This is a genomic window from Streptococcus infantis (genome assembly GCF_047460825.1).
GTDB lineage: Bacteria > Bacillota > Bacilli > Lactobacillales > Streptococcaceae > Streptococcus > Streptococcus infantis_V.
In genome coordinates this window covers 1-24,323 of record NZ_JASHFO010000004.1, presented here as the reverse complement: position 1 = coordinate 24,323, position 24,323 = coordinate 1, and the positions used below count along the sequence as shown (strand labels likewise).

Sequence of the window (24,323 nt, the reverse complement as noted above, 5' to 3'; positions counted from 1 at the left end):
TGGTTTTTAGTTTGCTAGAAAAATGGATTAAAGGTTTTTTCGTGAGCGATGGTCGTAGCAGGTCCGTGTCCAGGATAGACATCGTAGTTTGGGAGAGTAAAGAGCTGGGTTTGGATACTATGGAGAAGCTGTTCCATGCTACCAGTTGGTAAGTCTGTTCGACCAATGGTTTCACGGAAAAGAGCATCACCCGTTAAGACAAGCTGAGTATCCGGAAAGACAAAGGATACGCCACCAATAGAGTGGCCTGGTGTTGGTAATACAGTAAAGTGAAACTCCTCTATCTGGTATTCTTTATGAAAGACAAAGGTGTGTTCAGCTGGTCTACAGACAACATCTGCCATATCATCGTGACGAGGAAGACCAGAAAGATTATCAACAGGAGTATAGAGCCAAGTGGCCTCGCTTTCCGCTACATAAACGGGAGGATTTCCAAAAGTATCTCTAACCAAGTCTAGACTCAAGATATGGTCATAGTGGGTGTGGGTCAGGAGAATTGCACAGACTGGTTTGTTAATGGTCTCGATAGTCTTGCGAATAGCCTCCCAATGGCTACCAGGATCGACTACAATCAAGTGTTGGTCTCCTTCAAGATAATAAGTGTTTTCATAGGCAACAGGGTTCACAGTTTTATGGATTTTCATAGGATTTCCTCTTTCAAAGAATTTACTCCTACTAGTATAACACAGAAGAATAAAATAAGGAATCAACAAGAAAGTCCCTCCATAAAGGAAGGGACTTTCTTGTTATTAAAAATGATTTTTCCAGGCTTGGAAACGAGCATCCAGTAGGAGTTGTGTCAGATTTTTTAAGATTTCAACTTGCTTGGGCTCCAGTGTCTGGGCTTGAGAAACAAGTTGTCGAACATGGTCGATAGCATTTCTAGAAGATAAATCGTTGATGGAAGTGATTCCAGATTCTAGGATGGTTCCAAAGAAGAGATCAAAATAGAGCTCTAGTTCTTCATCGGGAACATTGTCCACCCATTCTTTAAGAGCGTCTTTGATTTGCAGACTTTCGCTACTAATTTCCTCTAGTTGGACAAAGTGGTGTCCTTCAGTTAGCCAGCTAAAGGTATTGTGTTGAGCGATTCCACCGAGAGCCGTAGATTTGACGACGGTAGGAGTATCAGGAACTTCTAGCATCATGCCGATGACAGAACCTTGTGGGACATAACGGTGAAATTTAGGGATAACATCTTGATAACCAGTCGTTTCTGTCAGATGAGCCTGCAAACCAGGAGCATCGTAGGTATAAACTGCAGAGACTTTTTCTTGCAATTCAGGCTGGATTTGACTGGCAGCATAGACAGCCAGATTCCCACCTTTAGAATGTCCAGCTACAATCACTTTTTGTTTTGGATGTTGGGTAAAGAATTCTTCCAAGTATTCAAGAGCATGTTTTTGGGCAGGTATTTCCTTCATGTAGGTCATATGGAAATCTTCCTTCCAACCAATAATACTATCGTCTGTACCTCGAAAGACAATCAGATAAGTATCTAAATCAAGGCGATAGGTCATAGCAGCGAACTGTTTCTGTTGCTCCGTATCAACCTCGTTTACAAAGTTAGAGAGTTTGCTATTTTTAAAACGTTTGTGTTGGGATAACTGATCGAGGAGCTGGAGACGTTCTTTATTGGTCAACATGTTAGTCTCACGAGGGACACGTGTTGCGACATCGCTTAAACGATTGACAGGCTGATCCAATAGATTATCAAAAGAAAGATAGGTCAACTCAGCCAGAGCTAGTATATCCAGTTCATTTAAGGGAACATCATAAAAAGAATCGTATTGAACATCAGTTAGGTAGTCGAAAATATTGGCCATGGAAACTCCTTTCTTAACTTTTATCTTATCAGATTTACATCAATTTCGCTAGTAGTGAGGAGAATTTTGCTATAATATAGAAAAAGGAGGAGCAGATGCACAAGATTTTACTAGTAGAAGATGATCCAGTTATCCGTCAACAAGTTGGGAAAATGCTCTCTGAATGGGGATTTGAGGTAGTCATGGTAGAAGACTTCATGGAAGTTCTAACACTATTTGTTCAGTCTGAGCCTCATCTGGTTCTCATGGATATCGGCTTGCCTCTCTTTAATGGCTATCACTGGTGCCAGGAAATTCGCAAGATTTCTAAAGTTCCCATTATGTTTCTGTCTTCGAGAGACCAGGCTATGGACATTGTGATGGCCATTAATATGGGGGCGGATGACTTTGTAACCAAACCTTTTGACCAGCAGGTTCTTTTAGCCAAGGTACAGGGCTTATTGCGTCGTTCCTATGAGTTTGGACGGGATGAAAGTCTCTTAGAGTATGCTGGAGTTATCCTCAATACCAAGTCTATGGATGTGCATGTCAATGGCAAAGCTATCAGTTTAACCAAGAATGAATTTCAGATTTTACGAGTTTTATTTGAGCATGCGGGAAATATCGTGGCGCGTGATGATTTGATGCGGGAACTTTGGAATAGTGACTTTTTTATCGATGATAATACCTTGTCCGTAAATGTCGCGCGCTTGCGCAAGAAATTGGAGGAAGAAGGTTTGATTGGTTTTATCGAAACCAAGAAAGGAATAGGGTACGGATTGAAACATGCTTGATTTCAAAAGTTTTTTTCTAGCTTATATCCGTTCGCGTAGCCGTTTTTTCGTGTTTATTCTCTTACTTACAGGCTTACTTTTTCTCTTTGAGGTCTTATTTGATAACCAAGTGCCCTACTTTAACTATTTCTTCTTTCTATCTACCTTTTTGACACTTTTGTTTTTGGTCTATGATTTCTTGATAGAATTGCAACGCTATCGTAAGGAATTGTTTTACGGAAAAAGAGAAGCCAAGTCACCAATGGAGGCACTACTAACTGAAAAACTAGAGAAAAGTGAAGAAGAACTCTATCAAAAGAAATCAGATGCGGAAAATCGCTATAATGACTTGGTGGACTACTATACTCTCTGGGTGCATCAGATAAAAACACCAATTGCGGCCAGTAAACTCCTCGTGAGCGAGGTGGAAGATCGCCAATTGAAGCAACAGCTAGAACAGGAGATTTTTAAGATTGATTCCTACACCAACCTCGTTCTCCAATACCTACGCTTAGAGAGCTTCCATGATGATCTGGTGTTGAAGAAAGAAAATGTGGAGGATTTGGTCAAGGAAGTTATTCGCAAATATGCCATTTTCTTTATCCAGAAAGGATTAAGTGTTAATCTGCATGACTTGGATAGAAGCATTGTGACGGATAAAAAATGGCTGTTAGTAGTTATTGAACAAATCCTTTCAAATAGCCTCAAATACACAAATGAAGGTGGCATTGAGATCTATATGGAAGATCAAGAACTTTGCATTAAGGATACTGGGATTGGCATCAAAAACAGTGATCAATTGCGAGTTTTTGAACGCGGATTTTCAGGCTACAATGGTCGCATGACCCAGCAGTCATCTGGACTTGGACTCTACTTGACCCAAAAAATCAGCCAAGAATTAGGACATCAAATCCGTATTGAATCTGAACTTGGTCAAGGGACAACTGTGCGCATTAAGTTTTCAGAAGTGAATCTACTGATTGAGTGAAAAGAATTGCTAAGAGCTTGGAAGAATCCTTTCAGGCTCTTCTTTAGACCTTGTTATGGTAAGAAAGTAGGTTTCAATCAGATAAAAAATTGTAATCTTACAAAAATGTAAGATTACAGACCTCTTTTGTAAGGTTATGTTATGGCAAGCTGTCTCTATATGGAGTAAACTTATAGCATAAAGAAAAAGGAGAGAAACCATGAAAACAATCTTACAAAAGAAAGATACAAGTAAACCAAGTCCAAAAGAGATCGAGCGAGTTCAGCTCGGTTGCGCTATTATGCAGGCTCAGTTTCAATTAATGGGATATTAAAAAGGAGATTATCATGACACTATTAGATGTAAAACACGTTCAAAAGATTTATAAAACACGTTTCCAAGGCAACCAAGTAGAAGCCCTGAAAGATATTCATTTTACTGTAGAAAAAGGTGACTACGTTGCCATAATGGGGGAGTCTGGTTCTGGGAAATCAACCCTACTCAATATTCTCGCCATGCTTGACAAACCAACTCGCGGTCAGGTCTTCCTAAACGGAACAGACACAGCTACCATTAAAAATACGGAAGCATCAAGCTTCCGTCGTGAAAAGTTAGGCTTTGTCTTCCAAGACTTCAATTTGTTAGATACGCTTTCTGTTAAAGACAATATCTTACTCCCTTTGGTATTGTCTAGAAAGCCTATTACAGAAATGATGAAAAAATTGGTCGTAACGGCTGAAAATCTTGGCATCAATCAATTGCAGGAGAAGTACCCTTATGAAATTTCTGGGGGGCAAAAACAACGGGTAGCAGTTGCACGCGCCATCATTACAGAACCTGAAATTCTCCTTGCTGATGAGCCAACAGGAGCCCTAGACTCTAAATCATCTGCAGCTCTCCTTGATATCTTTGATCAAATCAATGAACAAGGACAGACCATTCTCATGGTAACCCACTCAACAGCAGCAGCCAGCCGTGCGAAACGTGTCCTCTTCATCAAGGATGGCATCCTCTACAATCAAATCTACCGTGGTGAAAAAACTGATCGTCAGATGTTCCAAGAAATCTCTGACACCTTAACTGTTATGGCAAGTGAGGTGAACTAGTATGTTTCGATTAACCAATAAGTTGGCCATCTCCAACTTGATCAAAAACCGCAAACTCTATTATCCTTTTGCTCTGTCTGTTATTTTGGCAGTCACAATTAGCTATCTCTTTTACTCTCTAGCCTTTAATCCTAAAATTGTGGATTTGCGTGGTGCGTCCGCGATTCAATTTACCCTACAACTAGGGCTTGTCGTAGTGACACTTGCATCAGCCATTATCGTTCTTTATGCCAACAGTTTTGTCATGAAAAATCGCTCCAAAGAACTGGGTGTATATGGCATGTTAGGCTTAGAAAAGCGTCACTTGATTGGTATGACCTTCAAGGAACTATTGATTTTTGGGCTAGTAACAGTCACTGCTGGGATTGGGATTGGTGCCCTCTTTGACAATCTCATCTTTGCCTTATTGCTCAAACTTGCAAAGATGAAGGTAGAGTTAGTAGCCACCTTCCAATGGTCCGTAGTTCTTTCCATCCTTCTGGTATTTGGGCTTGTCTTTTTAGTCATTGTCTTCCTAAACGCTCTCCGCATTATCCGTATGGATGCTCTGCAACTTTCTCGTGAGAAAGCAAAAGGTGAGAAGAAGGGGCGTTTCCTAGTTCTTCAAACTTTAGTAGGGCTCATTGCACTAGGTGGTGGCTACTACTTGGCACTAAGCGTAACAGATGCATTCAAAGCTGTAGCTACTTTCTTTATTGCGGTTATGTTAGTTATTGTAGGGACCTATCTCTTATTCAATGCTGGTATTACAGTTTTCCTACAGTTGCTCAAGAAAAACAAGAGATATTACTACCAACCAAATAACCTCATCTCTGTTTCTAACCTTATCTTTCGTATGAAGAAAAATGCTGTCGGATTAGCAACCATTGCCATCCTTTCAACCATGGTTTTAATCACCATGTCTGCAGCTACTAGTATCTACAACGGATCTGAGAATATGAAAAAACTCATGTATCCTCATGATTTTGATGTTAAGGGACAACATGTAGAAGTTGAGGATTTAGACAAGCTTTTGACTCAATACGCTAGCGAAAAGAACCTAACCATCAGCAATAAGGACGTCCTCAATTATGCAAGTTTCGGTCTTTCGAGTCAAGAAGGGACCAAATTAACCATCTTTGAAAAAGGGCAAAACAATGTCATGCCTAAGACAGTCTTCCTGGTTTTTGATCAAAAAGATTATGAAAAAATGACTGGACAAAAGCTGAACCTTACTGGTAACGAAGTAGGACTTTGGGCTCGAAATGACCAACTTAAAGATCAGAAAACATTTAGTCTGAACAATCAGAACTATACAATCAAGGAAGCAATCCAGCAGGATTTTATTGCCAATCATGTTTCCAATCCCTATGTACTATTGGTATCGGATTATAACTATCTTGTAGTAGCTGATATTCAAAGTTTTTTGGAACAGTACCAGGATTCAGCTGTATACACACAGCTCTACGGTGGTATGGATGTAACAGCTAGTCTAGAGGAACAGTTAAAGCTATCTGATGATTTTGAGGAGTTTGTAAATAATTTTAGTCATAATCTCAAAAATGAAGACGGTATGGTTTATGGTGGAGGCACTGCAAGTGACGCAATTGCCCAAATGAATGCTCTCTTTGGAGGAGTTCTCTTTATTGGTATTTTCCTCTCTATCATCTTTATGATTGGAACTGTACTCGTTATCTACTATAAACAAATCTCAGAGGGTTATGAGGATCGTGAACGCTTTGTCATCCTGCAAAAAGTGGGCTTGGATCAAAAACAAATCAAACAAACCATTAACAAGCAGGTCTTGACTGTTTTCTTCCTCCCTGTAATCTTTGCTTTCCTACACTTGGCATTTGCCTATCATATGTTAAGTTTGATTCTTAAGGTCATTGGGGTAGTAGATACAGCTATGATGTTAACCGTAACCTTATCTATCTGTGGCGTCTTTGCTTTAGTCTATGTACTAATCTTTATGATTACTTCAAGAAGCTATCGTAGAATTGTTCAAATGTAAAAACAGGAACATCAAAAAAGAGAGTGGGACAGAAATCCTAGCCTCTCAATTGTCTTTGGATTGTCGAGTAAGACGCAGTGGTTGAGTGGGCTCTACTACGCTGATTTCATCAGCTTTTACAGCCCTACTCAACTGTGCGGAGGTGGGACGACGAAATCGAATTCTAACGAATTAACGATTTCTGTCCCACTCTCTTTTTAGCTAGCTGGGATTTTGTACAGGTTTTATCTCTTATTTCTCAACACGTGATTTGTTGGCGATATCAGCTAGGATTGCTGCTACAAACTCATCATCTTTTAAACATTAAAACGGTATCTACTTTCAGAGGAGATATCGTTTTTTTTCTTCGGATAAGGATACAAAAATTTCTTCCTTTCTCTATCTTTTAAATTAATTGATTTCTTCAGAGAAAGACTGTAAAATTTTTGATATAATGTTAAGAAGGGACTGATTCAAGACAGTCATATCTGGTCTTTCTTCCAGTCATTTTTCAAACAATATCAGTTGATAATCAGCTTAAATCAGATCTATCAGTTTGTCTATCTTTCTCTGATGGAGATCATGTCCTATCTTCACTTTGATTATTGGAAAAAACGGCTCGGTCAGGAGCTAGTATGAATAAGGAGAACAAATGAGACGTTTAAAAATGTTATGGCATATTATACAGGTTACGGGTTTTACTCGGTTTGCTCTGAGTTTTGTGACCTTTGTTTTTGGGTCAGGAGGCGTGCTTTTCCTAGTTGAACCTGCTATCACAAATTACGGAGACGGTCTTTGGTATGCTTTTGTGACTTCGACGACTGTCGGCTACGGGGATCTCCTAGCTGTGACCTTGATTGGAAGGATTACCAGTGTCTTCTTGACGATTTATGGGCTCATATTTTTTGGCTGTTTATCAGCTGTTATTTTTAATTATTATACCAATTTAAATAAGGAAAGAGGAGAGGACAAATGACTGCCAATTATTCAACACGGGAATACCGTGAGAAATTATACGATGACCTTCATGTTCGATTGAGAGATACAGCGATTTTGATGTGTGCAATTTTTATTGCCTCTATCGGACTAAATATGAATTCAACAGCTGTCATTATAGGAGCCATGTTGATTTCACCTCTCATGACACCGATTGTTGGACTGGGATTCGGTTTAGCTATTTTTGATACGCGTTTAATCAAGCAATCTCTAGAGGTTTTATTGACTCAAGTGTTGGTCAGTTTGCTTGTCTCGACTCTGTATTTCTGGATTTCTCCCTTGTCTTATGCAAGTAGCGAGTTGATTGCACGAACCTCTCCAACCATTTGGGATGTTCTCATTGCTATTGCGGGTGGGATAGCAGGGTTCATTGGTTCAAGGAAAAAAGAAGCAAACAATATCGTACCAGGAGTAGCCATCGCAACAGCTCTGATGCCACCTATCTGCACTGCAGGCTATGGTTTAGCTAATGGAAATGTACGATTTTTATTTGGGGCCCTTTATCTTTTCTTGATCAACTGTGTCTTTATCATGCTAATCAACATTGTTGGAACAAGAATTTTTATGAGAAAATCTCCCTTAAGTTCATTTAATGAGCTAAGCATTAAATTGAGAATTGGGTTGATCTCCTTGATTGTATTATTGGTCCTTCCAGCCAGCTATTCAGCAGTCACTCTGACGATGGATCAAGCGCGAAAAGAAGGGATCAAACAGTTTGTAGGAAATGAGTTCGCCAATCATACGGTCATTAATCAAGTCTACAAGTCAAGTAATAATGAATTGGTCTTGACGGTTGTTGGAGATCCGATTTCAGAAGAAGAATTAGAAACCATCCGCCAAAAACAAGCCTCTTACGGTATTCAATCTGTTCAATTGAAAGTCAAGCAATTCCATAATTCGGCAAAATTAGATAGTGAGACGACCAAGGAATTTTACGAAAACATTGACAAGTATATCGAACAAAAACTCTCTGAAAAAGATTTACAAAACGATCGCGCAAAAGAAAATGAAGCAGACAAGGATTGAGGATAGTCAACTTATCTAACTCATGGAAGCAAATCTTGGGAGGATATCCTATATCCAAAAGTTAATGGATAGAAAGGATTGTTGATGAGAATATCATTTGTGGTGGTTTGACCAATCACTACTAGCTCAGCTTAATCAAAATATAAAAAAGCAACAACTATTTCAGTTGTTGCTTTTTCTTACTGAAAAATGTTTCTCAGACTGTGATCGTTTTATTTCTCAACACGAGATTTGTTGGCGATATCAGCTAGGATAGCTGCTACAAACTCTTCTACTGACACAGTGTTCGTTTCTTTTTGTCCATAGCGACGAACGTTGACAGTTCCGTCTTCCATTTCCTTGTCACCAACGATCAATTGGTAAGGGATCTTGCTAGTTTGTGATGCACGGATCTTGAATTGCATTTTTTCATTACGTTCATCCACATCAGCACGGACACCACGGTCACGGAGCTTCTTAGCCACTTCCCAAGCGTAGTCAACGTGTTTCTCGTTAGATACTGGGATGAGGGTTACTTGGTGTGGTGCAAGCCATGTTGGGAAGGCACCCTTGTAGTTTTCAATCAAGATGGCTGTGAAGCGTTCCATGGTTGAAATAACCCCACGGTGGATCATAACTGGACGGTGCTCTTCACCGTCAGCTCCGATGTATTTAAGGTCGAAGCGTTCTGGAAGCAAGAAGTCAAGCTGAATTGTAGAAAGAGTTTCTTCTTTACCAAGGGCAGTCTTAACTTGAATATCCAATTTTGGTCCGTAGAAGGCTGCTTCGCCTTCGGCTTCAAAGTAGTCAACACCCATTTCATCAAGGGCTGCACGAAGCATGGTTTGGGCATTTTCCCACATCTCATCGTTGTCAAAGTACTTATGAGTATCTTGAGGGTCGCGAAGAGAGAGACGGAAGCGGTATTCATTCAAGTTGAAATCTTCATAAACATCGATAATCAACTGAAGGGCACGTTGGAATTCTTCTTGGATTTGTTCTGGAGTCACAAAGAGGTGACCGTCGTTGAGAGACATTTCACGCACACGTTGAAGACCAGTGAGGGCACCGGATTTTTCATAACGGTGCATCATACCGATTTCAGCGATACGGATTGGCAATTCACGATATGAGTGAACATGGTGTTTGAAGACTTGGATGTGGTGTGGACAGTTCATTGGGCGAAGAACGAATTCTTCACCATCACCCATATCCATAGTTGGGAACATATCTTCACGGTAGTGATCCCAGTGACCAGAAGTCTTGTAAAGTTCTACTGAGGCAATTGGTGGAGTGTAAACGTGTTGGTAACCAGCGGCGATTTCCTTGTCGACGATGTAGCGTTCCAATTCACGACGGATAGTCGCTCCATTTGGCAACCAGAATGGAAGTCCTTGACCAACTTCTTGAGAAATCATAAAGAGATCCAATTCTTTACCAAGTTTACGGTGGTCACGTTCTTTGGCCTCTTCACGCATTTGAAGGTAGTTTTTCAAGTCTTTCTTGTCAAACCAAGCTGTACCATAGATACGTTGCATCATCGCATTGTCGCTATTTCCACGCCAGTAAGCACCAGCTACATGGAGAAGGTGGAAGATTTGGATACGACCAGTTGATGGGACGTGAGGGCCACGGCAAAGATCTACATATTCACCCTGACGATAGATGGTCAAACCGCCTTCGTCTTCTGAGTGTTCCTCGATCAATTCCAACTTGTAAGGGTCGTTCTTGAAGATTTCACGCGCCTCGTCTTTGGTCACTTCCTCGCGAATAGATGGGAAGTTTTCTTTCACGATTTTTTGCATTTCTTCTTCGATACGAGGAAGATCTTCGTTAGAGATTTGACCAGCTTGGTTATCAGTATCGTAGTAGAAACCATCTTCGATAGCTGGACCAACACCCAAGTGAATGTCTGGGAAAAGGCGACGAGCTGCTTGAGCGAACAAGTGAGCTGCTGAGTGACGCAAGATTGGAAGAGCATCTTCGTGATCAGGTGTCACGATTTCGATGCTTCCGTCTTCAGTAATAGCACGAGTAGTGTCGATGAGTTTGCCGTTGAATTTACCAGCAAGAGCTTTTTTAGCTAGAGAATTGCTAATTGATTGAGCAATTTCAAAAGTTGTAACGCCAGATTCGAATTCACGAACAGCGCCATCTGGGAAAGTAATTTTGATCATGGTATTCTCCTTATATTAGTTATCAATTATTTCTATAACAGAGGTGTTTCCCTATTTTGCAGTCCTAAATCAAGAAAAACAAAAAGCGACATCCTCAAAAGGACGTCGCAACGTGGTTCCACCTTCATTTATGTTCCTCAAAAAAGAGGGACACCTCTGATTGGCTCTAACGTGGCCACCGTTTTATGTTTGCATAAAAGTTAGTAGAGTAGTATCAGTATAGTCTTTCTATGCGTTCTCAGCAACCACGCACTCTCTGGTAGAAAGGTTCTAAGTGACTTGTCTCTATGCATTATTATAGCATGATTGCGAGATTTTTCAAGGATTTTGTGAAAGTTTTTTGTTTTTCAGTTTTTGAACCAGATACTTGATAGTGGCACCAATAACTGTACCTAGTAGAATAAGAATTTCATAGGCTAGGAAATAAACAATGATAAATTCTCTGAAAGGAATGATAGTAAATCCATAGAGTAAGCAACTACCTAAAAGCCAATGAAGTGAAAAACCAAATCGGTAGCTATAAAGAAGAGAGACTATAAAAACTACAACAGGCGAAATGATGAATATATTTAAAAGATAGAGCTCCGTTAATTTTGGATTCTGTAATAGTAGTATAAATAATCCATAAAGTGGACAATAAAAGAAAAATACGACCAAATAGTAGGGGAGATATTTGAAGAGTTTACGCATGGTCAATCACCTCTCTTTTCAAGCTGTCTACTTAGATATCTTTCCTATAACTATTATAGCACATTTGAGGTATGGATAGTAAATCAGTTGACAAAGAACTTAGTTATTGGTAGAATAAGTAATGTCGTAAAGACAAATAACTTCTTCTTGGTTACAGGCATGCCAACCTGTCACTCGGATGAAGCCAAATAAAAAGGAGAAACATCATGGCAATCTCAAAAGAGAAAAAAAATGAAATCATTGCACAATATGCACGTCACGAAGGTGATACAGGTTCAGTAGAGGTTCAAGTTGCTGTCCTTACTTGGGAAATTAACCACCTTAACGAACACATCAAACAACACAAAAAAGACCACGCTACTTACCGTGGATTGATGAAGAAAATCGGTCGCCGTCGTAACTTGCTTGCATACTTGCGTAAAAACGACGTTAACCGTTACCGTGAGTTGATCAACTCTCTTGGACTTCGTCGTTAATTCAAGATACAAAGGCCGTCAAAAGCACAAAGCAAAAATAGGAAAATTGACGAAGAAACTTCAGTTTCTAGGAGATTTTATCTTTTTTGCCAAGTGCTTAGGCCGTGTTCAATTGAGCACATCTTGAAAATAAGGCTACTCTAGTTGAGTAGCTTTTTATTTTTGTCACCTTACCTCGATATACTCAAGTATAATCTTCGTTTACGGTTCCTAGCACTGTAAGGTAAAATAAACCAGAATGATCTCCCTTCGGGGAGATATTTTTGTTTCACTAAGATTTTATCCCGAGTTCAAATGAACTCTCTGAAATAAGAGGGCTTTTTTGTGTGCATTTTTCTAGTCTTGTTCCTGATTTAGAAATGTGGTATACTAATTATGAAAATTGTCTAAATTTTTAATTTTTGTTAAAGGAGGGTTTCATGCTTTCCAAATTTTCTGGAAACCATCAAAACCTGAGATATTGTTTTTTACTAGCTATCCTGTTAGGAGCTTTGGGGATCTCTCTGTTTCTGGCAGTTTCTATGGGGTCTGTTCAAATTAGTTTGAGTGATACCTATCGGATAATTTTGAGTCAGTTAGGGGCTCCTTTTGAGATAGGAGACATTTCAAAGTCTACGCTTGCTATTGTTTGGAATATGAGATTGCCACGGGTTTTTCTTGCTTTGATTGTTGGTGCAGGCCTTTCCATGTGTGGTAGTGTCATGCAGTCAACTGTCAACAATCCAATAGCAGAGCCCTATGTATTAGGAATTTCAGCCGGGGCAACCTTTGGAGCAACTTTGAGTATTATTCTTGGATTTAAAGTTATGATTGGTCTAGGATCTTTCCTCGGAGCGATTTTAGCAACAGTTGCAGTCCTTCTGATTGCTTCCATGCAAGGCAGGATGACAACTTCCAGCCTGATTTTATCAGGAACGGTCGTGAATGCACTATTTTTGGCTTTTTCAAACTTTATTATCTCTATTGGTGCCAATGCTGATAGCGTTATGACCATCAAGTTTTGGACCATGGGTTCCTTAGCGGGGACCTCCTGGGCTCACTTAACTTTGCCAACAGTAGTAGTGGGAATAGCTTTCTTATTTTTCTCTACCCAATATCGTGTTTTTAATGCCATGATGATGGGAGATGAGGCGGCTTTGACCTTGGGAATTCCCTTGCGTTTTTACTGGTATCTCTATGTGACGATTGTGGCTATAATGACAGCAATCTTGGTATCGACCTGTGGGATTATTGGTTTTGTTGGCCTTATCACACCTCATCTAGCCCGAAGTTTGGTTGGGACAAATTACAGAAGGCTATTTCCGATAGCTACTTTACTAGGTGCCCTCTTTGTCGTTTGGGCAGATGTTCTTGCTCGTGTTTTGATTCAGAATGCTGAACTTCCGATTGGTATCTTCACAGCCTTAGTAGGTGCACCTTTCTTTATCTACATGGTTGGAAGTAGACGAAGGGAGGTGAGGGTCTGATATGGACTTAATGTGTCAGGATATTCACTTTGGAATCGGAGAGAAAAAAATTCTCAAAGGAGTCTCACTTAAACTTGAGGGCAACCAATTTCATACCATTTTAGGACCAAATGGCAGTGGGAAGACTAGCTTGCTGAAACTCCTCTATCGACAGGAAAAGCCTGATCAGGGCTTGATTTCTCTAGATGGAAAGCCACTGGAACAATTGAGCGTCAAGGAAACGGCAAAGCAGATGGCAGTCGTCACGCAGTTTAATCAGTTACAATTTGATTGTACGGTTGAGGAAATTGTCATGCTGGGCAGAACACCCCATCTCTCTTTCTTACAAAAGGAAAAAGACAGTGATTTTGCTCTGGTTGAGGATGCTCTGGTCAAGGTAGATATGCTCGAAAAGAGAAATCGACTCTACTCTTCTCTGTCAGGAGGGGAGAAGCAGCGGGTTTTGTTGGCACGTGCCTTGGCACAAGAACCGACTCTCCTGCTCTTAGACGAACCAACCAATCATTTAGATATCAAGTACCAGCTAGACTTGTTGACCATTGTCAAACATCTCAATATCAATGTACTAGCAGTATTACACGATATTCAGCTAGCTTGTCGCTATTCAGACTATCTCTATCTAATGAAAGAAGGAGAGATTGTTTACCAAGGGACTCCAAAAGAGACCATCACACCAGAGTCTTTGCAGGCTGTCTATGGTGTCCAAAGTAGGGTTACTTGGACGGAAGACCAACAAGCCATGATTCACTATTTATAAAAAATGAAAAGGAAAACAAAACATGAAAAAATCACTCAGTATTTTGCTCCTAACAGTAGCTACCTTAACTTTAGCAGCTTGTGGAAATAGTGCAACAGAAAAAGCTAGCACACAATCAAGCGCAGAGACAAGTCAAAAATCCACTACAGAAACCAACTATCCTGTAACCATCAAAACTTATGATGCCAAAGGAAATGAAGTCGAACAAGTCTTTGAAAAGGCTCCTGAAAAGGTCATCACCAACAACCTATCAACAACTGAAATCCTACTTGAACTTGGTTTGAAGGATAAAATTGCTGGTATGCTCAATCCTGATAATGCCGTAACTGGTAAATACAAGGAAGCCATTGAAGCCATCCCTCATATTGGTGATAAAAAATCAGTCTCACAAGAAACAGTTCTTTCTTATGAACCTGATGCCTTGATGGGACGTAATATGATGTTCTCTGAAAAGTCAATGGGAACTATCAGCGCTTGGAATGAAAATAAAATCCCTGTTTATACGCAAAAAGCCTCACTATCAAATATCCAACAGGATTTGGGAAATATCGTTGAAGATGTGAAGAATCTTGGTACCATTTTCAATGTCCAAGACAAGGCAAACCAATACGCAGAGCAATTGCAAGCTAAAATCGATGCGGTTAAAAAAGCCAATCCAGAAACACAGGGTGAAAAGAAAAAAGCTTTGATTATGGTTGCTTATAACGACGAAACCTTTGGTGCCTACAAGTCAGCCCTTCAAGAAAGTTTGCTCAACCAACTTGGTTACACAAATGTCGCAACAGGAACATCTGGTTTGACTTTAGAAAATCTAGTATCAATGGATCCAGAGTTGATTATCTATGTAACCAGCGACCGCAATCAAAAATTGGATGAAAAAGCAGTGGATTTGATGAAGGCAAATGCTGTTTTGGAAAATGTCCCAGCAATCAAGAATCAAAAAATCATGACCATCTCTTATGATGAGTTGATGGACTACGGTCCAGCAGTGATTGATTCACTTGAAAAAATCAATGACTTTATCAAGAAATAAGGAGTTTAACTGGGAAGGGATTCAGGTTAGGGTCAGTCTTCCTTCAAACTATGACTCTAAACAAGCCTACCCAGTTGTGCTCTTAAACGATGGGGGACTGGATTATTTATCATACCTGTCTCAGTCTGTGATTTTAGTGGGTTTGGTTCCAGAAAACCGTCTGGATGACTTTACACCTTGGAAAGCTAGTTCTTTGAAAGAAGGGGCTTCAGATTTTGGTGGAAAGGTAGATGCCCACAATCAAAAGGTCTTTCAAGGGATTCTAACAACTCTAAAAAAATCCTACTTGATTGATGAAAGTAGGATTGCTTATGGTGGCTATTCACTGGGGGGGCTTGCTGCTGTCTATAGTCTTTATAGTAATCATCTTCCTGTGACCTGTATCTTTTCTATCTGTGGTTCCTTCTGGTATCCAGACTTTATAGACTTTTGCAGGGAACGTGACTTGATACAGAGCCAAAGCCTTATTTATCTGCAAAATGGTCAGACAGAAGGTTCCAATCATTCCAATCGTCTGTCTAAGGCTCCTATTTTTGCTAGAGGCATTCATGATCTGATTTCAGAAGCAGCTCCCTCAACCTATTCCACTTTTGATGCTTACGGGCATCATGAAGCTCTCGACCAACGCTATCAACAGTTTTGTGATTGGCTAATGAAAGAATGGGAGCTTAAATAAAAAAGCGATACTCTCTGTTTAGGATGGACAGAGAGTATTTTTCTTGCCTTTAATCGGGTATGTTTTTACATTTCGGAGTGATTATCCAAACCGAAAGTTTAACTGAAATGCAGCAAAATGTGGTATAATGAGTAGATAGATAGAATCGAGGATATTATGTCATTTACGAAATTTAAATTTAAAAAATATATAGAAGAAGCTTTGGAGGAGTTGAAGTTTACGACTCCTACTGAGGTGCAGGATAAGTTGATTCCCATTGTTTTGGCAGGTCGAGACTTGGTTGGTGAATCAAAAACAGGTTCAGGAAAGACTCATACTTTCTTGCTTCCAATTTTCCAACAATTGGACGAAGAGAGTGATAGTGTGCAGGCGGTTATTACAGCTCCAAGTCGTGAGTTAGCAACACAGATTTATCAAGCGGCTCGTCAGATCGCATCACATTCAGATGTTGAGATTCGTGTTGTGAACTACGTTGGTGGAACAGACAAGGCCCGTCAGATTGACAAATTAGCAAGCAACCAGCCCCATATCGTCATTGGAACACCAGGTCGTATCTATGATTTGGTAAAATCGGGTGATTTGGCTATCCACAAGGCTAAGACCTTTGTAGTCGATGAAGCTGATATGACCTTGGATATGGGATTCTTGGAGACGGTTGATAAGATTGCGGGAAGTCTTCCGAAAGATTTGCAGTTTATGGTCTTTTCAGCGACTATCCCGCAAAAACTGCAACCATTCTTGAAAAAATACTTGTCTAATCCAGTTATGGAAAAAATCAAGACCAAAACAGTTATCTCAGACACCATTGATAACTGGTTGATTTCTACTAAAGGTCGTGACAAGAATGCCCAGATTTATGAATTGACTCAAGTCATGCAACCATATCTAGCCATGATTTTTGTCAATACTAAGACTCGTGCAGATGAATTGCATACCTATTTAACAGCCCAAGGCTTGAAGGTTGCTAAGATTCATGGAGATATTGCACCTCGTGAACGTAAACGGATCATGAATCAGGTGAAGAACCTTGATTTTGAGTATATTGTTGCGACTGACTTGGCTGCGCGTGGGATTGATATTGAAGGTGTCAGCCATGTTATCAATGATGCTATTCCACAAGACTTGTCCTTCTTTGTTCACCGTGTTGGACGAACTGGACGTAATGGTCTGCCTGGAACAGCCATTACCCTTTATCAACCAAGTGACGACTCAGATATTCGTGAGTTAGAGAAACTAGGGATCAAGTTTGTGCCTAAGATGGTTAAAGACGGAGAATTCCAAGATACTTATGACCGCGATCGTCGTGCCAATCGTGAGAAGAAACAGGAAAAATTGGACATCGAAATGATTGGGCTGGTTAAAAAGAAAAAGAAAAAAGTCAAACCAGGTTATAAGAAAAAAATCCAGTGGGCTGTCGATGAAAAACGTCGTAAGACCAAGCGAGCAGAAGGTCGTGCTCGTGGACGTGCAGAGCGAAAAGCTAAGCGCCAGACATTTTAAAAATGAAACAGTAGGACCCAATCGGTTTTACTGTTTTTTTGAGCAATGAAAAGGATATTCCTTAACATTAAGATTAGTTCTGTGAGATTGAGTGTGATGATACTTCCTACTGTAGTTCAGGCTTGTTCGATAATAGCAGAGTAGTGAGAGGAACGCTATAAAGTTCAATTAAGAAAGTACCAAAATTGTTAAAAGTTCTTAGCAGCGAGAGAAGATTAAGATTTTTAGTTGTTAAAATGTTGTCAAAGTAAAATAAAAAGCCTTAGAAATCTGATCTCTTTTGATTATAGGAAATATTATTATTATTTAGGAAGTATAAAATAGTAGCGTAAAATATAAATATGTATCTTATTTTTATTAATTCTTTAATCTTGATTATACAAAAAATAATTTATTTTACATTTACTAAATTAAAATATTATTTTAGTGTTAAATAGTCAATGTTGATGGTATAATTTAAGAGAAGTTTTTTATAAGGGAGTTTTATCATGGTTATCAATAATATTAATTTAGTTATACCCAACGATATTCAAAAGGGCTTAGAATCAGGTATATACAAACAATTTGGTTCTGTTATCAGAAATAATAAGGGACAGATTATTAGACATCTCAAAGCTGTAGATTTTTCTAAAGATACTGCAAATAAATTAATCGGTAATAAGGCTATAAAAGTTGGACTAATAGGTGCAGGAGTTTTAGCTGTAGGAGGAGTAGGTTATTATGGCTATCGTAGTATTCAGATGAATAGTGTATCAAAATCTTTAATAAAAAGGTTAACTCAGTATTTAATTTCCGCTCAAAAAGGAGAATTGACTGAGAAAGATATTGATAAATTTTTAAATTTCTTAAATAAAAATGAATCTCTGCTAAAGAAATTAGAGTTAGATACTTCTCTTGATGAATTATTTGAATTGGTGAAGACTTATACAGAGCAGTTTGCTGAAGCAAACAACTATGTATATAATAATGAAACTAAAAGAAAAACTAATCATAACGACAAAATTATTAATCTAAAAGAGTATCTTAAAGTACAAAAGAACATATACAGTTCAGAAGTCATTTAGTTATTTTAATTTTATAATTTGAGATGCTAAAAAAGTTTCTATTCTAATTTCTGAAAATAATTTTTAAACAAGTATTTTCACTCAAATCATATTTTTTCAATTATAAATGATTTATCAGAATACGAAGAGCTATATAAAACTTTTCCAGTATACTGAAAATAGGTTTGAAAAAGCTATAAAACAATTTAATATTGATCTTTAGAATTTTTTTGTAGATTCATTTTTCTTATGAAATACGATTATTCATTTATAACTTTAAATCATCTGAATCAGAGTAGTAGATGGATGACTAACTTGTATTTTAGAAGAATAAATTAGTTTTAAAAAATGTAGAAATTAGGACACTATGATTGAGGGGACTTTTTGGAAATGAAAAAAGGTAAAATTTATGAAAATAAAAAAAATTAATATTCAAAATTATCGTCTATTGAAGGATTTTTCTTTAGAATTGAAGAGTGAATTGTCGTTAATTGTTGGGAAAAACAATTGCGGAAAAACCTCAGTTTTATCTGTATTGGAAAAGATAATTAATAAAAGATTTAGTTTAACCTGGGAAGATATAAATTTAGATCATAGAAAAGTAATTTTTGAAAATATAAAAAAGGTCTCGAATACTCCTGACTCAGAATTAGAACGTATTTTAGGTATCAACCTTCAAATATGGATTCAGTACTCAGAAGAAGATTCTTATCAAAACATCCAGCCATTTATGATGGATCTAAATCCCGATAATAATTTTATTATTCTTGAATTTACGTATATAATCCTGATTCAAAAACTTCGTGACTTAAATCTTCAGGTTAGTGGTTTCATAGATGATTTTTCAAAGTTTGAGTTGTTCATGAAGAAAAATATGAGTAAACTTTTCGAAATGCAGATTTACTCACTAGGATACAATCCTTATACTCAAAAATTAACAGAAGAAAAATCTGATTTACTTGAAATGAAAGATGTTCATAAAATTATTAAAGTAGGAGGGATCAGTGCTAGTCGAGAAGTATCTAATAAAGAAAATAACCATTCATTGTCTAAGACGTCAAATCAATTTTATAAATTAAATAATGGTGAAGATATTGACAGCAATGCAAATAATTTACTTCGATCTGCAATTTTAAAGGCAGACGAGACTTTAACGAAAGCTTATAGTGGTGATGATAGCAATGAAGGTATATTTACTCCAGTCTTTGAACGAGTAAAAAGATTTGGTGGACATGATAGTGAAGCAGAGTTGGCAATTCATTCATCACTGTCTGAAAAGGATATTTTAAGTAATAATACGACTCTGTATTATAGGCATGATGATAGTCTATTGCCTGAAACATATAATGGTTTGGGGTATTTAAATTTATATGGAATAATATTTGAAATTGAGATTTTAATGGCTGATATAAAAAATGATCCTGCTGATATTAATCTAATTTATATTGAAGAGCCAGAATCGCATACACATCCACAATTACAGTATATTTTTATCAAGAATATTAAAGACTTGCTAAAGGAACACAATGATGAACTAAAAGAAAGTGGGAATATTGGTTGTATTCAAACTTTAATTACAACACACTCGTCTCATATAGTTTCCGATTGTAATTTTGATGATTTAATATACTTTAAGCGTGATGCTGGAACAGTAATATCAAAAGTTTTTAATTCATTGAAAGAAGAATACGGAGAAGACCAACTAGGATTTAAATTTGTAAAGCAGTATCTTACCCTTAATAGTAGTGAATTATTTTTTGCTGATAAAGTTATTTGTATTGAGGGTGATACGGAAAGAATTTTACTTCCCAGAATGATGCAAAAAGTGGATATTTCTAACTCACTTAATCAAAATTCAATGATAATGCCGTTACTTTCTCAAAATATTTCAATTATTGAAACAGGTGCACATTCACAAGTGTTTAGGAAATTATTTGATTTTTTAGGAATAAAAGTATTAATAATTACGGATATTGATCCAGCGAATAGAAATGAAAATAATCGCTTAACTTCTTGCTCAGCAGAAGATGCTACCTCTACAACAAATACTTCAATTAAAAGTTTTTTTGACATTTCTGGGGATGAAGTATTTTCAATGGTAGCTCAAAAGAATTTTGCAGAAAAAATAACATCAGATAATAGAATTCGTATTGCATACCAAATTCCCGAAGATGAAAGTAGTTATCAGCCTGCTAGCTTTGAGGATGCCTTTATCAGTTTAAATAAACAATTCATTATTAATCAAAAAGAAGGTCTTATTAAATTTGAAGCTTTAAAAAACTTTGATGATAGTGAAATAGAGGATTTCTATAAATTTGCTAGAGATAAAGTGAACAAAAAATCTGCATTTGCATCAAGTTTATTATATTTCGAAAGAGAAGAAAACACTTGGAAAGTACCTAACTATATTTTGGAGGGATTGTTATGGTTGAGAGAACAATAGAACCAGAGGTAGAAAAAGTATTTGAATTAATAAAACAAGGGAAAAATTTTATTCTTGAGGGTGGTGCTGGAAGTGGGAAAACTTATTCGTTAATCTCAATTATTGAAAAAATATCTATGGAAGAACCAAAAAAATCGATTGTATGCATTACTTATACTAATAATGCTGTTGCAGAGATTAAATCACGAATCATTAATGATAATTTATGGGTTTCAACAATTCACGAGTTTATTTGGCGTGTCATTGGAAATTTTCAAAAAGAAATTAAAGAATGTCTTGTTGAGTTAATAAATGATGATGCACAAAATTTATTTATTACTCCAAAGGAAGTATCTAGTGAAGACTTTATTTCACTTGATTACTTTGATGGTGTTCGTGTTGACTATGCTGAATGGTATTCTATGAGCATAACTGAGCAAAATAAGGTTCAAATAAGTCATGACCATGTTCTTATAGTTGCTGAAAAAATGTTTTCTAAATATAAGAAGTTATGTGATATTTTAGCGAATACTGCAAACTATATATTTGTTGACGAGTATCAAGATACGAGTCCTTTAGTTGTAAAAATTTTATTAGAGCACCTTGAAAAGAGTACTAAAACTAATATTGTAGGTTTTTTTGGAGATTCAATGCAGGCTATATATGATTCGGGAGTGGGAAACATAGATTTCTACGGCCTTGAAAAAATACAAAAAAATCTAAACCGACGTAATCCACAAAAAGTTATAAATTTAGCGAATAGATTTAGAAGTGATGGATTAGTCCAAATTCCTTCGGGGGATGTAGACGCTCCGAACATGAATAATGGTAATGTAATTCAAGGGGTGGTGAAATTCATCTATGGCGATGGAATTAATCATCTTGAAGATCTTAGAAATAGTAAACTATACAAAGATTTAGAATTTGATATATCTCAAAAAACAAAGGAATTACGTCTGACACATAAACTTAATGCTGAAATGGCAGGTTTCTCTAAGCTATTTGAATTATATAATTCTGATTTATTTGTAAAGTTAATTACAAATATGAAGAAAAAAATTAGTGCAAACGAGCTAGTTGATAAAGGAAAATCGTTTGAAGAACTAGTAGAAGAGGCAAAAATAGTTTTTGGAAAGGGCGGTCCATTAATAATTGATATTGTAAAATCTACTCCAGAACTTTTAGCTATTTACAATAGAATTAAGACATTTTCGTTTGAAGAAGTGATTAGTAAGAGTAAAATTAATAAAGATTCTTTATTGGCTTATAAATTTAATGGTTTAAATAATAGATATGAGGCTGGTACAGATAGAGATAGGATTCTTAAAAGATTAGATTTAATTTATGAACTATTAGAACTATATAAAATAGGTAAACATAATGAATTTTTGCGTATTACTCGTTTTAAAATAACTTCGTCAGATGATAAAATTACTCTATCTAAAATTATGACGGAAATCTCTGCTAATGATACTACAATTGGAAGAGTCATAGAACTTGCAGAGAGAACAGGATTAATTTCAAAGGACGACTTATTTACTAGTTTTATTGAAAATAAGGGATGTTATTTATGGTTACGACTCGAGAAATTACCATTTCAAGAATATGTAAATAGTGTTGCTTATCTTAGAGAATATGTATCAGTCATAACCCAGCATAAGGTTAAAGGTAGTGAGTATGAGAATGTCTTAGTTTTGTTAGACAACGGAAGATGGAATCAATATAATTTTAACACTATATTTGGAAAAGGTTCAGCTAATGAGAATGTTCAAAACAGGACTAAGAAACTTTTTTATGTTGCAATCACTAGAGCAATGAAAAATTTAATTGTTTACATGCCAAGTAATGATCAACAGATTGTTGAAAAAGCTCAAGATTATTTTGAATCCAGTGATATTGTTGATGTTCTATGTTTAGACAAAGCGTAAATAATAATATTTGTTAACTTAAATTTAGTAAGGAGAAAGTATGATTACATTACGAAAAAAAATTCTTGAATTTGATATTACAGGTGTTTTAGGTTCTGAAATTAATCAGCATATTGATTTTTTTAATATTGGAGTTGAAGAAGCTTATGTTGCAATAAAAAATAATGATGACAGTAAAGCTCTGTCCATTTTAAAAATATTAAAATCACAACTAGACATAGAGTATAAGTATTTTGATTCTAAAAGGTTTTGGGATTTTGCAACATTAAACGACGCTTATAGTTATGTTGATGGCATAAAAAGAGCTAGTCGAGCATTGGTGGGAGCACCCAATTATCGAAATATGAGATCCATGATTTATGATATTCGAGATTATATGACTAAAACAAGGTTTGACGATGATAGGTATTATGGAAATGTATTCGCTTTAGATGTTGACAAATATTTAGATGAGATGACGGCTTCGGAACGTCATTCGCGTTTTGGAGTATTTCTTCAAGGGATTAGAACATTTTACCATCGACCAGGAAAAGGTACAGCAAAACAATGCCTTACTCTATCTAAAGGTCTTGCTCACAAAGATATAGAGCCTTTTATCTTCGTAGAGCATATTGAGAGATATTTGTGATAATTTGTAATGTACCCGTAAATACTTATAATCAAACACATAGAATTTCTTGTGATGTTTTGTTTGTATAAAACAATAACAATTTAAATTGTGTGAACTTTTCGTAAAGTCTAGCTCAACTCGTGTATTTTTATGGTAAAGTTCACACCATTCAAATGACAGTTATTCAAATTAGATAAAATTCTTCTGTCTAAAAATGTGAGGAAACATTGATTTTAAGCGCATATTGAAACTTATTCAAATAAGAGTGTTTCTAAACTAGCCTTAAGAAAGCTAAAGACTATCAGTAAATTTCTAATGCTACATTTTTATCACAAAAATTTAGATAATTTCATTTGAATGTAAATTATGTGTTTTAATCAAGGAAACTATAGAAGTGATCAAAGGTTAATTTTTGAAATTAAAACGAAGCATCAAATAATAGAAGAATAAAATTTAATATAAAAAAACCTCACCAGAAAAATGAACTGCACCCCCAAAGTTAGACAGAAAAAATCTAACTTTGGGGGTATTTTATTATGAAATTAACTTATGAGGATAAAGTTCAGATCTATTCACTTAGGAATCAAGGTCATAGCTTCAAGGAGCTTTCAAAAAGATTTGATGTAGATTTTTCTGGGCTAAAGTACATGGTGAAATTAATTGACCGTTATGGAATAGAGATTGTCAAGAAAGGTAAGAATTGTTATTATTCTCCAGAACTAAAACAAGAAATGATTGATAAAGTCTTACTTGAAGGTCGTTCACGTAGAAGTGTCAGCCTTGATTATGCTCTCCCAAACCAAGGAATGCTTTCAAATTGGCTGGCACAATATAAGAAAAACGGGTATACTATTGTTGAGAAAACAAGAGGGGGACGTAAACCGAAGAAAAAGCCTGAGGAATTGACAGAGTTAGAGCGTC

General features: G+C 36.9%; 21 protein-coding genes and 1 pseudogene. 17 read left to right on the top strand and 5 right to left on the bottom strand.

Going from position 1 to position 24,323, the window contains the following annotated elements; genetic code table 11:
- Positions 1 to 14: 14 nt before the first annotated feature.
- Entirely contained in the window at positions 15 to 644 is a 630-nt protein-coding gene (locus QM911_RS02075) for an MBL fold metallo-hydrolase (protein ID WP_000690837.1), read from the bottom strand.
- A gap of 105 nt (positions 645 to 749) precedes the next feature.
- On the bottom strand, positions 750 to 1,826 hold the full coding sequence (locus tag QM911_RS02070) for a DUF2974 domain-containing protein (RefSeq protein WP_414312958.1): 1,077 nt from the start codon (positions 1,824 to 1,826) through the stop codon (positions 750 to 752).
- Between the two features lie 95 nt (positions 1,827 to 1,921).
- On the opposite strand from QM911_RS02070, the gene QM911_RS02065 reads away from it, so the two are divergent.
- The 6 genes from QM911_RS02065 (at position 1,922) to QM911_RS02040 (ending at position 8,645) form a co-directional block, all read left to right on the top strand.
- On the top strand, positions 1,922 to 2,599 hold the full coding sequence (locus QM911_RS02065) for a response regulator transcription factor (RefSeq protein ID WP_000548968.1): 678 nt from the start codon (positions 1,922 to 1,924) through the stop codon (positions 2,597 to 2,599).
- The gene (locus tag QM911_RS02060) at positions 2,592 to 3,566 is read left to right on the top strand and encodes an ATP-binding protein (RefSeq protein ID WP_414312957.1); all 975 of its coding nucleotides are present in this window, start codon (positions 2,592 to 2,594) and stop codon (positions 3,564 to 3,566) included. The genes QM911_RS02065 and QM911_RS02060 overlap by 8 nt, the downstream gene beginning before the upstream one ends.
- A 326-nt stretch (positions 3,567 to 3,892) precedes the next feature.
- Positions 3,893 to 4,651: an ABC transporter ATP-binding protein gene (locus tag QM911_RS02055; RefSeq protein WP_070459777.1), complete on the top strand. Its 759-nt coding sequence runs from the start codon at positions 3,893 to 3,895 to the stop codon at positions 4,649 to 4,651.
- Position 4,652: 1 nt separating this feature from the next.
- Positions 4,653 to 6,644, top strand: a complete 1,992-nt coding sequence (locus tag QM911_RS02050) for an ABC transporter permease (RefSeq protein WP_414312956.1) — start codon at positions 4,653 to 4,655, stop codon at positions 6,642 to 6,644.
- Between the two features lie 631 nt (positions 6,645 to 7,275).
- Entirely contained in the window at positions 7,276 to 7,599 is a 324-nt protein-coding gene (locus tag QM911_RS02045) for a potassium channel family protein (RefSeq protein ID WP_414312955.1), read from the top strand.
- Positions 7,596 to 8,645 (top strand): DUF389 domain-containing protein, encoded by a 1,050-nt coding sequence (locus QM911_RS02040; RefSeq protein WP_414312954.1) that lies wholly within the window; start codon positions 7,596 to 7,598, stop codon positions 8,643 to 8,645. Before QM911_RS02045 ends, QM911_RS02040 begins: the two co-directional genes overlap by 4 nt.
- A gap of 212 nt (positions 8,646 to 8,857) precedes the next feature.
- On the opposite strand, the gene thrS is transcribed toward QM911_RS02040, so the two are convergent.
- The 3 genes and pseudogenes from thrS to QM911_RS02025 form a co-directional block, all read right to left on the bottom strand.
- The gene (thrS, locus tag QM911_RS02035; protein ID WP_414312953.1) at positions 8,858 to 10,801 is read right to left on the bottom strand and encodes a threonine--tRNA ligase; all 1,944 of its coding nucleotides are present in this window, start codon (positions 10,799 to 10,801) and stop codon (positions 8,858 to 8,860) included.
- A gap of 69 nt (positions 10,802 to 10,870) precedes the next feature.
- Positions 10,871 to 10,998 (bottom strand): annotated as a pseudogene (locus QM911_RS02030) (AAA family ATPase); the annotation flags it as partial.
- A 121-nt stretch (positions 10,999 to 11,119) separates the two neighbouring features.
- A complete protein-coding gene (locus QM911_RS02025; RefSeq protein WP_074324261.1) occupies positions 11,120 to 11,491 on the bottom strand; it encodes a hypothetical protein in 372 nt (123 codons plus the stop codon).
- A 206-nt stretch (positions 11,492 to 11,697) separates the two neighbouring features.
- Here QM911_RS02025 and rpsO point away from each other — a divergent pair, with 206 nt between their 5' ends.
- The 11 genes from rpsO to QM911_RS01970 form a co-directional block, all read left to right on the top strand.
- Positions 11,698 to 11,967, top strand: coding sequence for a 30S ribosomal protein S15 (rpsO, locus tag QM911_RS02020; RefSeq protein WP_001018251.1), 270 nt, complete (start codon positions 11,698 to 11,700; stop codon positions 11,965 to 11,967).
- A gap of 419 nt (positions 11,968 to 12,386) precedes the next feature.
- Positions 12,387 to 13,433, top strand: a complete 1,047-nt coding sequence (locus QM911_RS02015) for a FecCD family ABC transporter permease (protein ID WP_414312952.1) — start codon at positions 12,387 to 12,389, stop codon at positions 13,431 to 13,433.
- 1 nt (position 13,434) lies between these two features.
- Positions 13,435 to 14,190: an ABC transporter ATP-binding protein gene (locus tag QM911_RS02010; protein WP_414312951.1), complete on the top strand. Its 756-nt coding sequence runs from the start codon at positions 13,435 to 13,437 to the stop codon at positions 14,188 to 14,190.
- 22 nt (positions 14,191 to 14,212) lie between these two features.
- Positions 14,213 to 15,223: an ABC transporter substrate-binding protein gene (locus QM911_RS02005; protein WP_000749360.1), complete on the top strand. Its 1,011-nt coding sequence runs from the start codon at positions 14,213 to 14,215 to the stop codon at positions 15,221 to 15,223.
- Positions 15,204 to 15,899, top strand: coding sequence for an alpha/beta hydrolase-fold protein (locus QM911_RS02000; protein ID WP_414312950.1), 696 nt, complete (start codon positions 15,204 to 15,206; stop codon positions 15,897 to 15,899). Before QM911_RS02005 ends, QM911_RS02000 begins: the two co-directional genes overlap by 20 nt.
- A gap of 156 nt (positions 15,900 to 16,055) precedes the next feature.
- Positions 16,056 to 17,399, top strand: coding sequence for a DEAD/DEAH box helicase (locus QM911_RS01995; protein WP_223140755.1), 1,344 nt, complete (start codon positions 16,056 to 16,058; stop codon positions 17,397 to 17,399).
- 488 nt (positions 17,400 to 17,887) lie between these two features.
- Positions 17,888 to 18,463 carry a hypothetical protein gene (locus QM911_RS01990; protein ID WP_414312949.1) on the top strand — a complete coding sequence of 192 codons (576 nt, stop codon included), beginning with the start codon at positions 17,888 to 17,890 and terminating at the stop codon, positions 18,461 to 18,463.
- Between the two features lie 388 nt (positions 18,464 to 18,851).
- Entirely contained in the window at positions 18,852 to 20,885 is a 2,034-nt protein-coding gene (locus QM911_RS01985; RefSeq protein WP_414312948.1) for an ATP-dependent nuclease, read from the top strand.
- Entirely contained in the window at positions 20,867 to 22,792 is a 1,926-nt protein-coding gene (locus QM911_RS01980) for a UvrD-helicase domain-containing protein (RefSeq protein WP_414312947.1), read from the top strand. Before QM911_RS01985 ends, QM911_RS01980 begins: the two co-directional genes overlap by 19 nt.
- 40 nt (positions 22,793 to 22,832) lie before the next feature.
- Positions 22,833 to 23,420 carry a hypothetical protein gene (locus QM911_RS01975; protein WP_153225420.1) on the top strand — a complete coding sequence of 196 codons (588 nt, stop codon included), beginning with the start codon at positions 22,833 to 22,835 and terminating at the stop codon, positions 23,418 to 23,420.
- Between the two features lie 518 nt (positions 23,421 to 23,938).
- On the top strand, positions 23,939 to 24,323 hold a 385-nt coding region (locus QM911_RS01970), incomplete at its 3' end, for a transposase (RefSeq protein WP_414312946.1).

Coding starts and splice junctions, on each gene's coding strand:
- QM911_RS02075 (WP_000690837.1), bottom strand. CDS start 644: ATGAAAATCCATAAAACTGTGAACCCTGTTGCCTATGAAAACACTTAT.
- QM911_RS01980 (WP_414312947.1), top strand. CDS start 20,867: ATGGTTGAGAGAACAATAGAACCAGAGGTAGAAAAAGTATTTGAATTA.
- QM911_RS01995 (WP_223140755.1), top strand. CDS start 16,056: ATGTCATTTACGAAATTTAAATTTAAAAAATATATAGAAGAAGCTTTG.
- QM911_RS02025 (WP_074324261.1), bottom strand. CDS start 11,491: ATGCGTAAACTCTTCAAATATCTCCCCTACTATTTGGTCGTATTTTTC.
- QM911_RS01975 (WP_153225420.1), top strand. CDS start 22,833: ATGATTACATTACGAAAAAAAATTCTTGAATTTGATATTACAGGTGTT.
- QM911_RS01990 (WP_414312949.1), top strand. CDS start 17,888: ATGGTTATCAATAATATTAATTTAGTTATACCCAACGATATTCAAAAG.
- QM911_RS02000 (WP_414312950.1), top strand. CDS start 15,204: ATGACTTTATCAAGAAATAAGGAGTTTAACTGGGAAGGGATTCAGGTT.
- QM911_RS02055 (WP_070459777.1), top strand. CDS start 3,893: ATGACACTATTAGATGTAAAACACGTTCAAAAGATTTATAAAACACGT.
- QM911_RS02070 (WP_414312958.1), bottom strand. CDS start 1,826: ATGGCCAATATTTTCGACTACCTAACTGATGTTCAATACGATTCTTTT.
- QM911_RS02060 (WP_414312957.1), top strand. CDS start 2,592: ATGCTTGATTTCAAAAGTTTTTTTCTAGCTTATATCCGTTCGCGTAGC.
- QM911_RS02010 (WP_414312951.1), top strand. CDS start 13,435: ATGGACTTAATGTGTCAGGATATTCACTTTGGAATCGGAGAGAAAAAA.
- QM911_RS02040 (WP_414312954.1), top strand. CDS start 7,596: ATGACTGCCAATTATTCAACACGGGAATACCGTGAGAAATTATACGAT.
- QM911_RS01985 (WP_414312948.1), top strand. CDS start 18,852: ATGAAAATAAAAAAAATTAATATTCAAAATTATCGTCTATTGAAGGAT.
- QM911_RS02050 (WP_414312956.1), top strand. CDS start 4,653: ATGTTTCGATTAACCAATAAGTTGGCCATCTCCAACTTGATCAAAAAC.
- rpsO (WP_001018251.1), top strand. CDS start 11,698: ATGGCAATCTCAAAAGAGAAAAAAAATGAAATCATTGCACAATATGCA.
- QM911_RS02005 (WP_000749360.1), top strand. CDS start 14,213: ATGAAAAAATCACTCAGTATTTTGCTCCTAACAGTAGCTACCTTAACT.
- QM911_RS02015 (WP_414312952.1), top strand. CDS start 12,387: ATGCTTTCCAAATTTTCTGGAAACCATCAAAACCTGAGATATTGTTTT.
- QM911_RS02045 (WP_414312955.1), top strand. CDS start 7,276: ATGAGACGTTTAAAAATGTTATGGCATATTATACAGGTTACGGGTTTT.
- QM911_RS02065 (WP_000548968.1), top strand. CDS start 1,922: ATGCACAAGATTTTACTAGTAGAAGATGATCCAGTTATCCGTCAACAA.
- thrS (WP_414312953.1), bottom strand. CDS start 10,801: ATGATCAAAATTACTTTCCCAGATGGCGCTGTTCGTGAATTCGAATCT.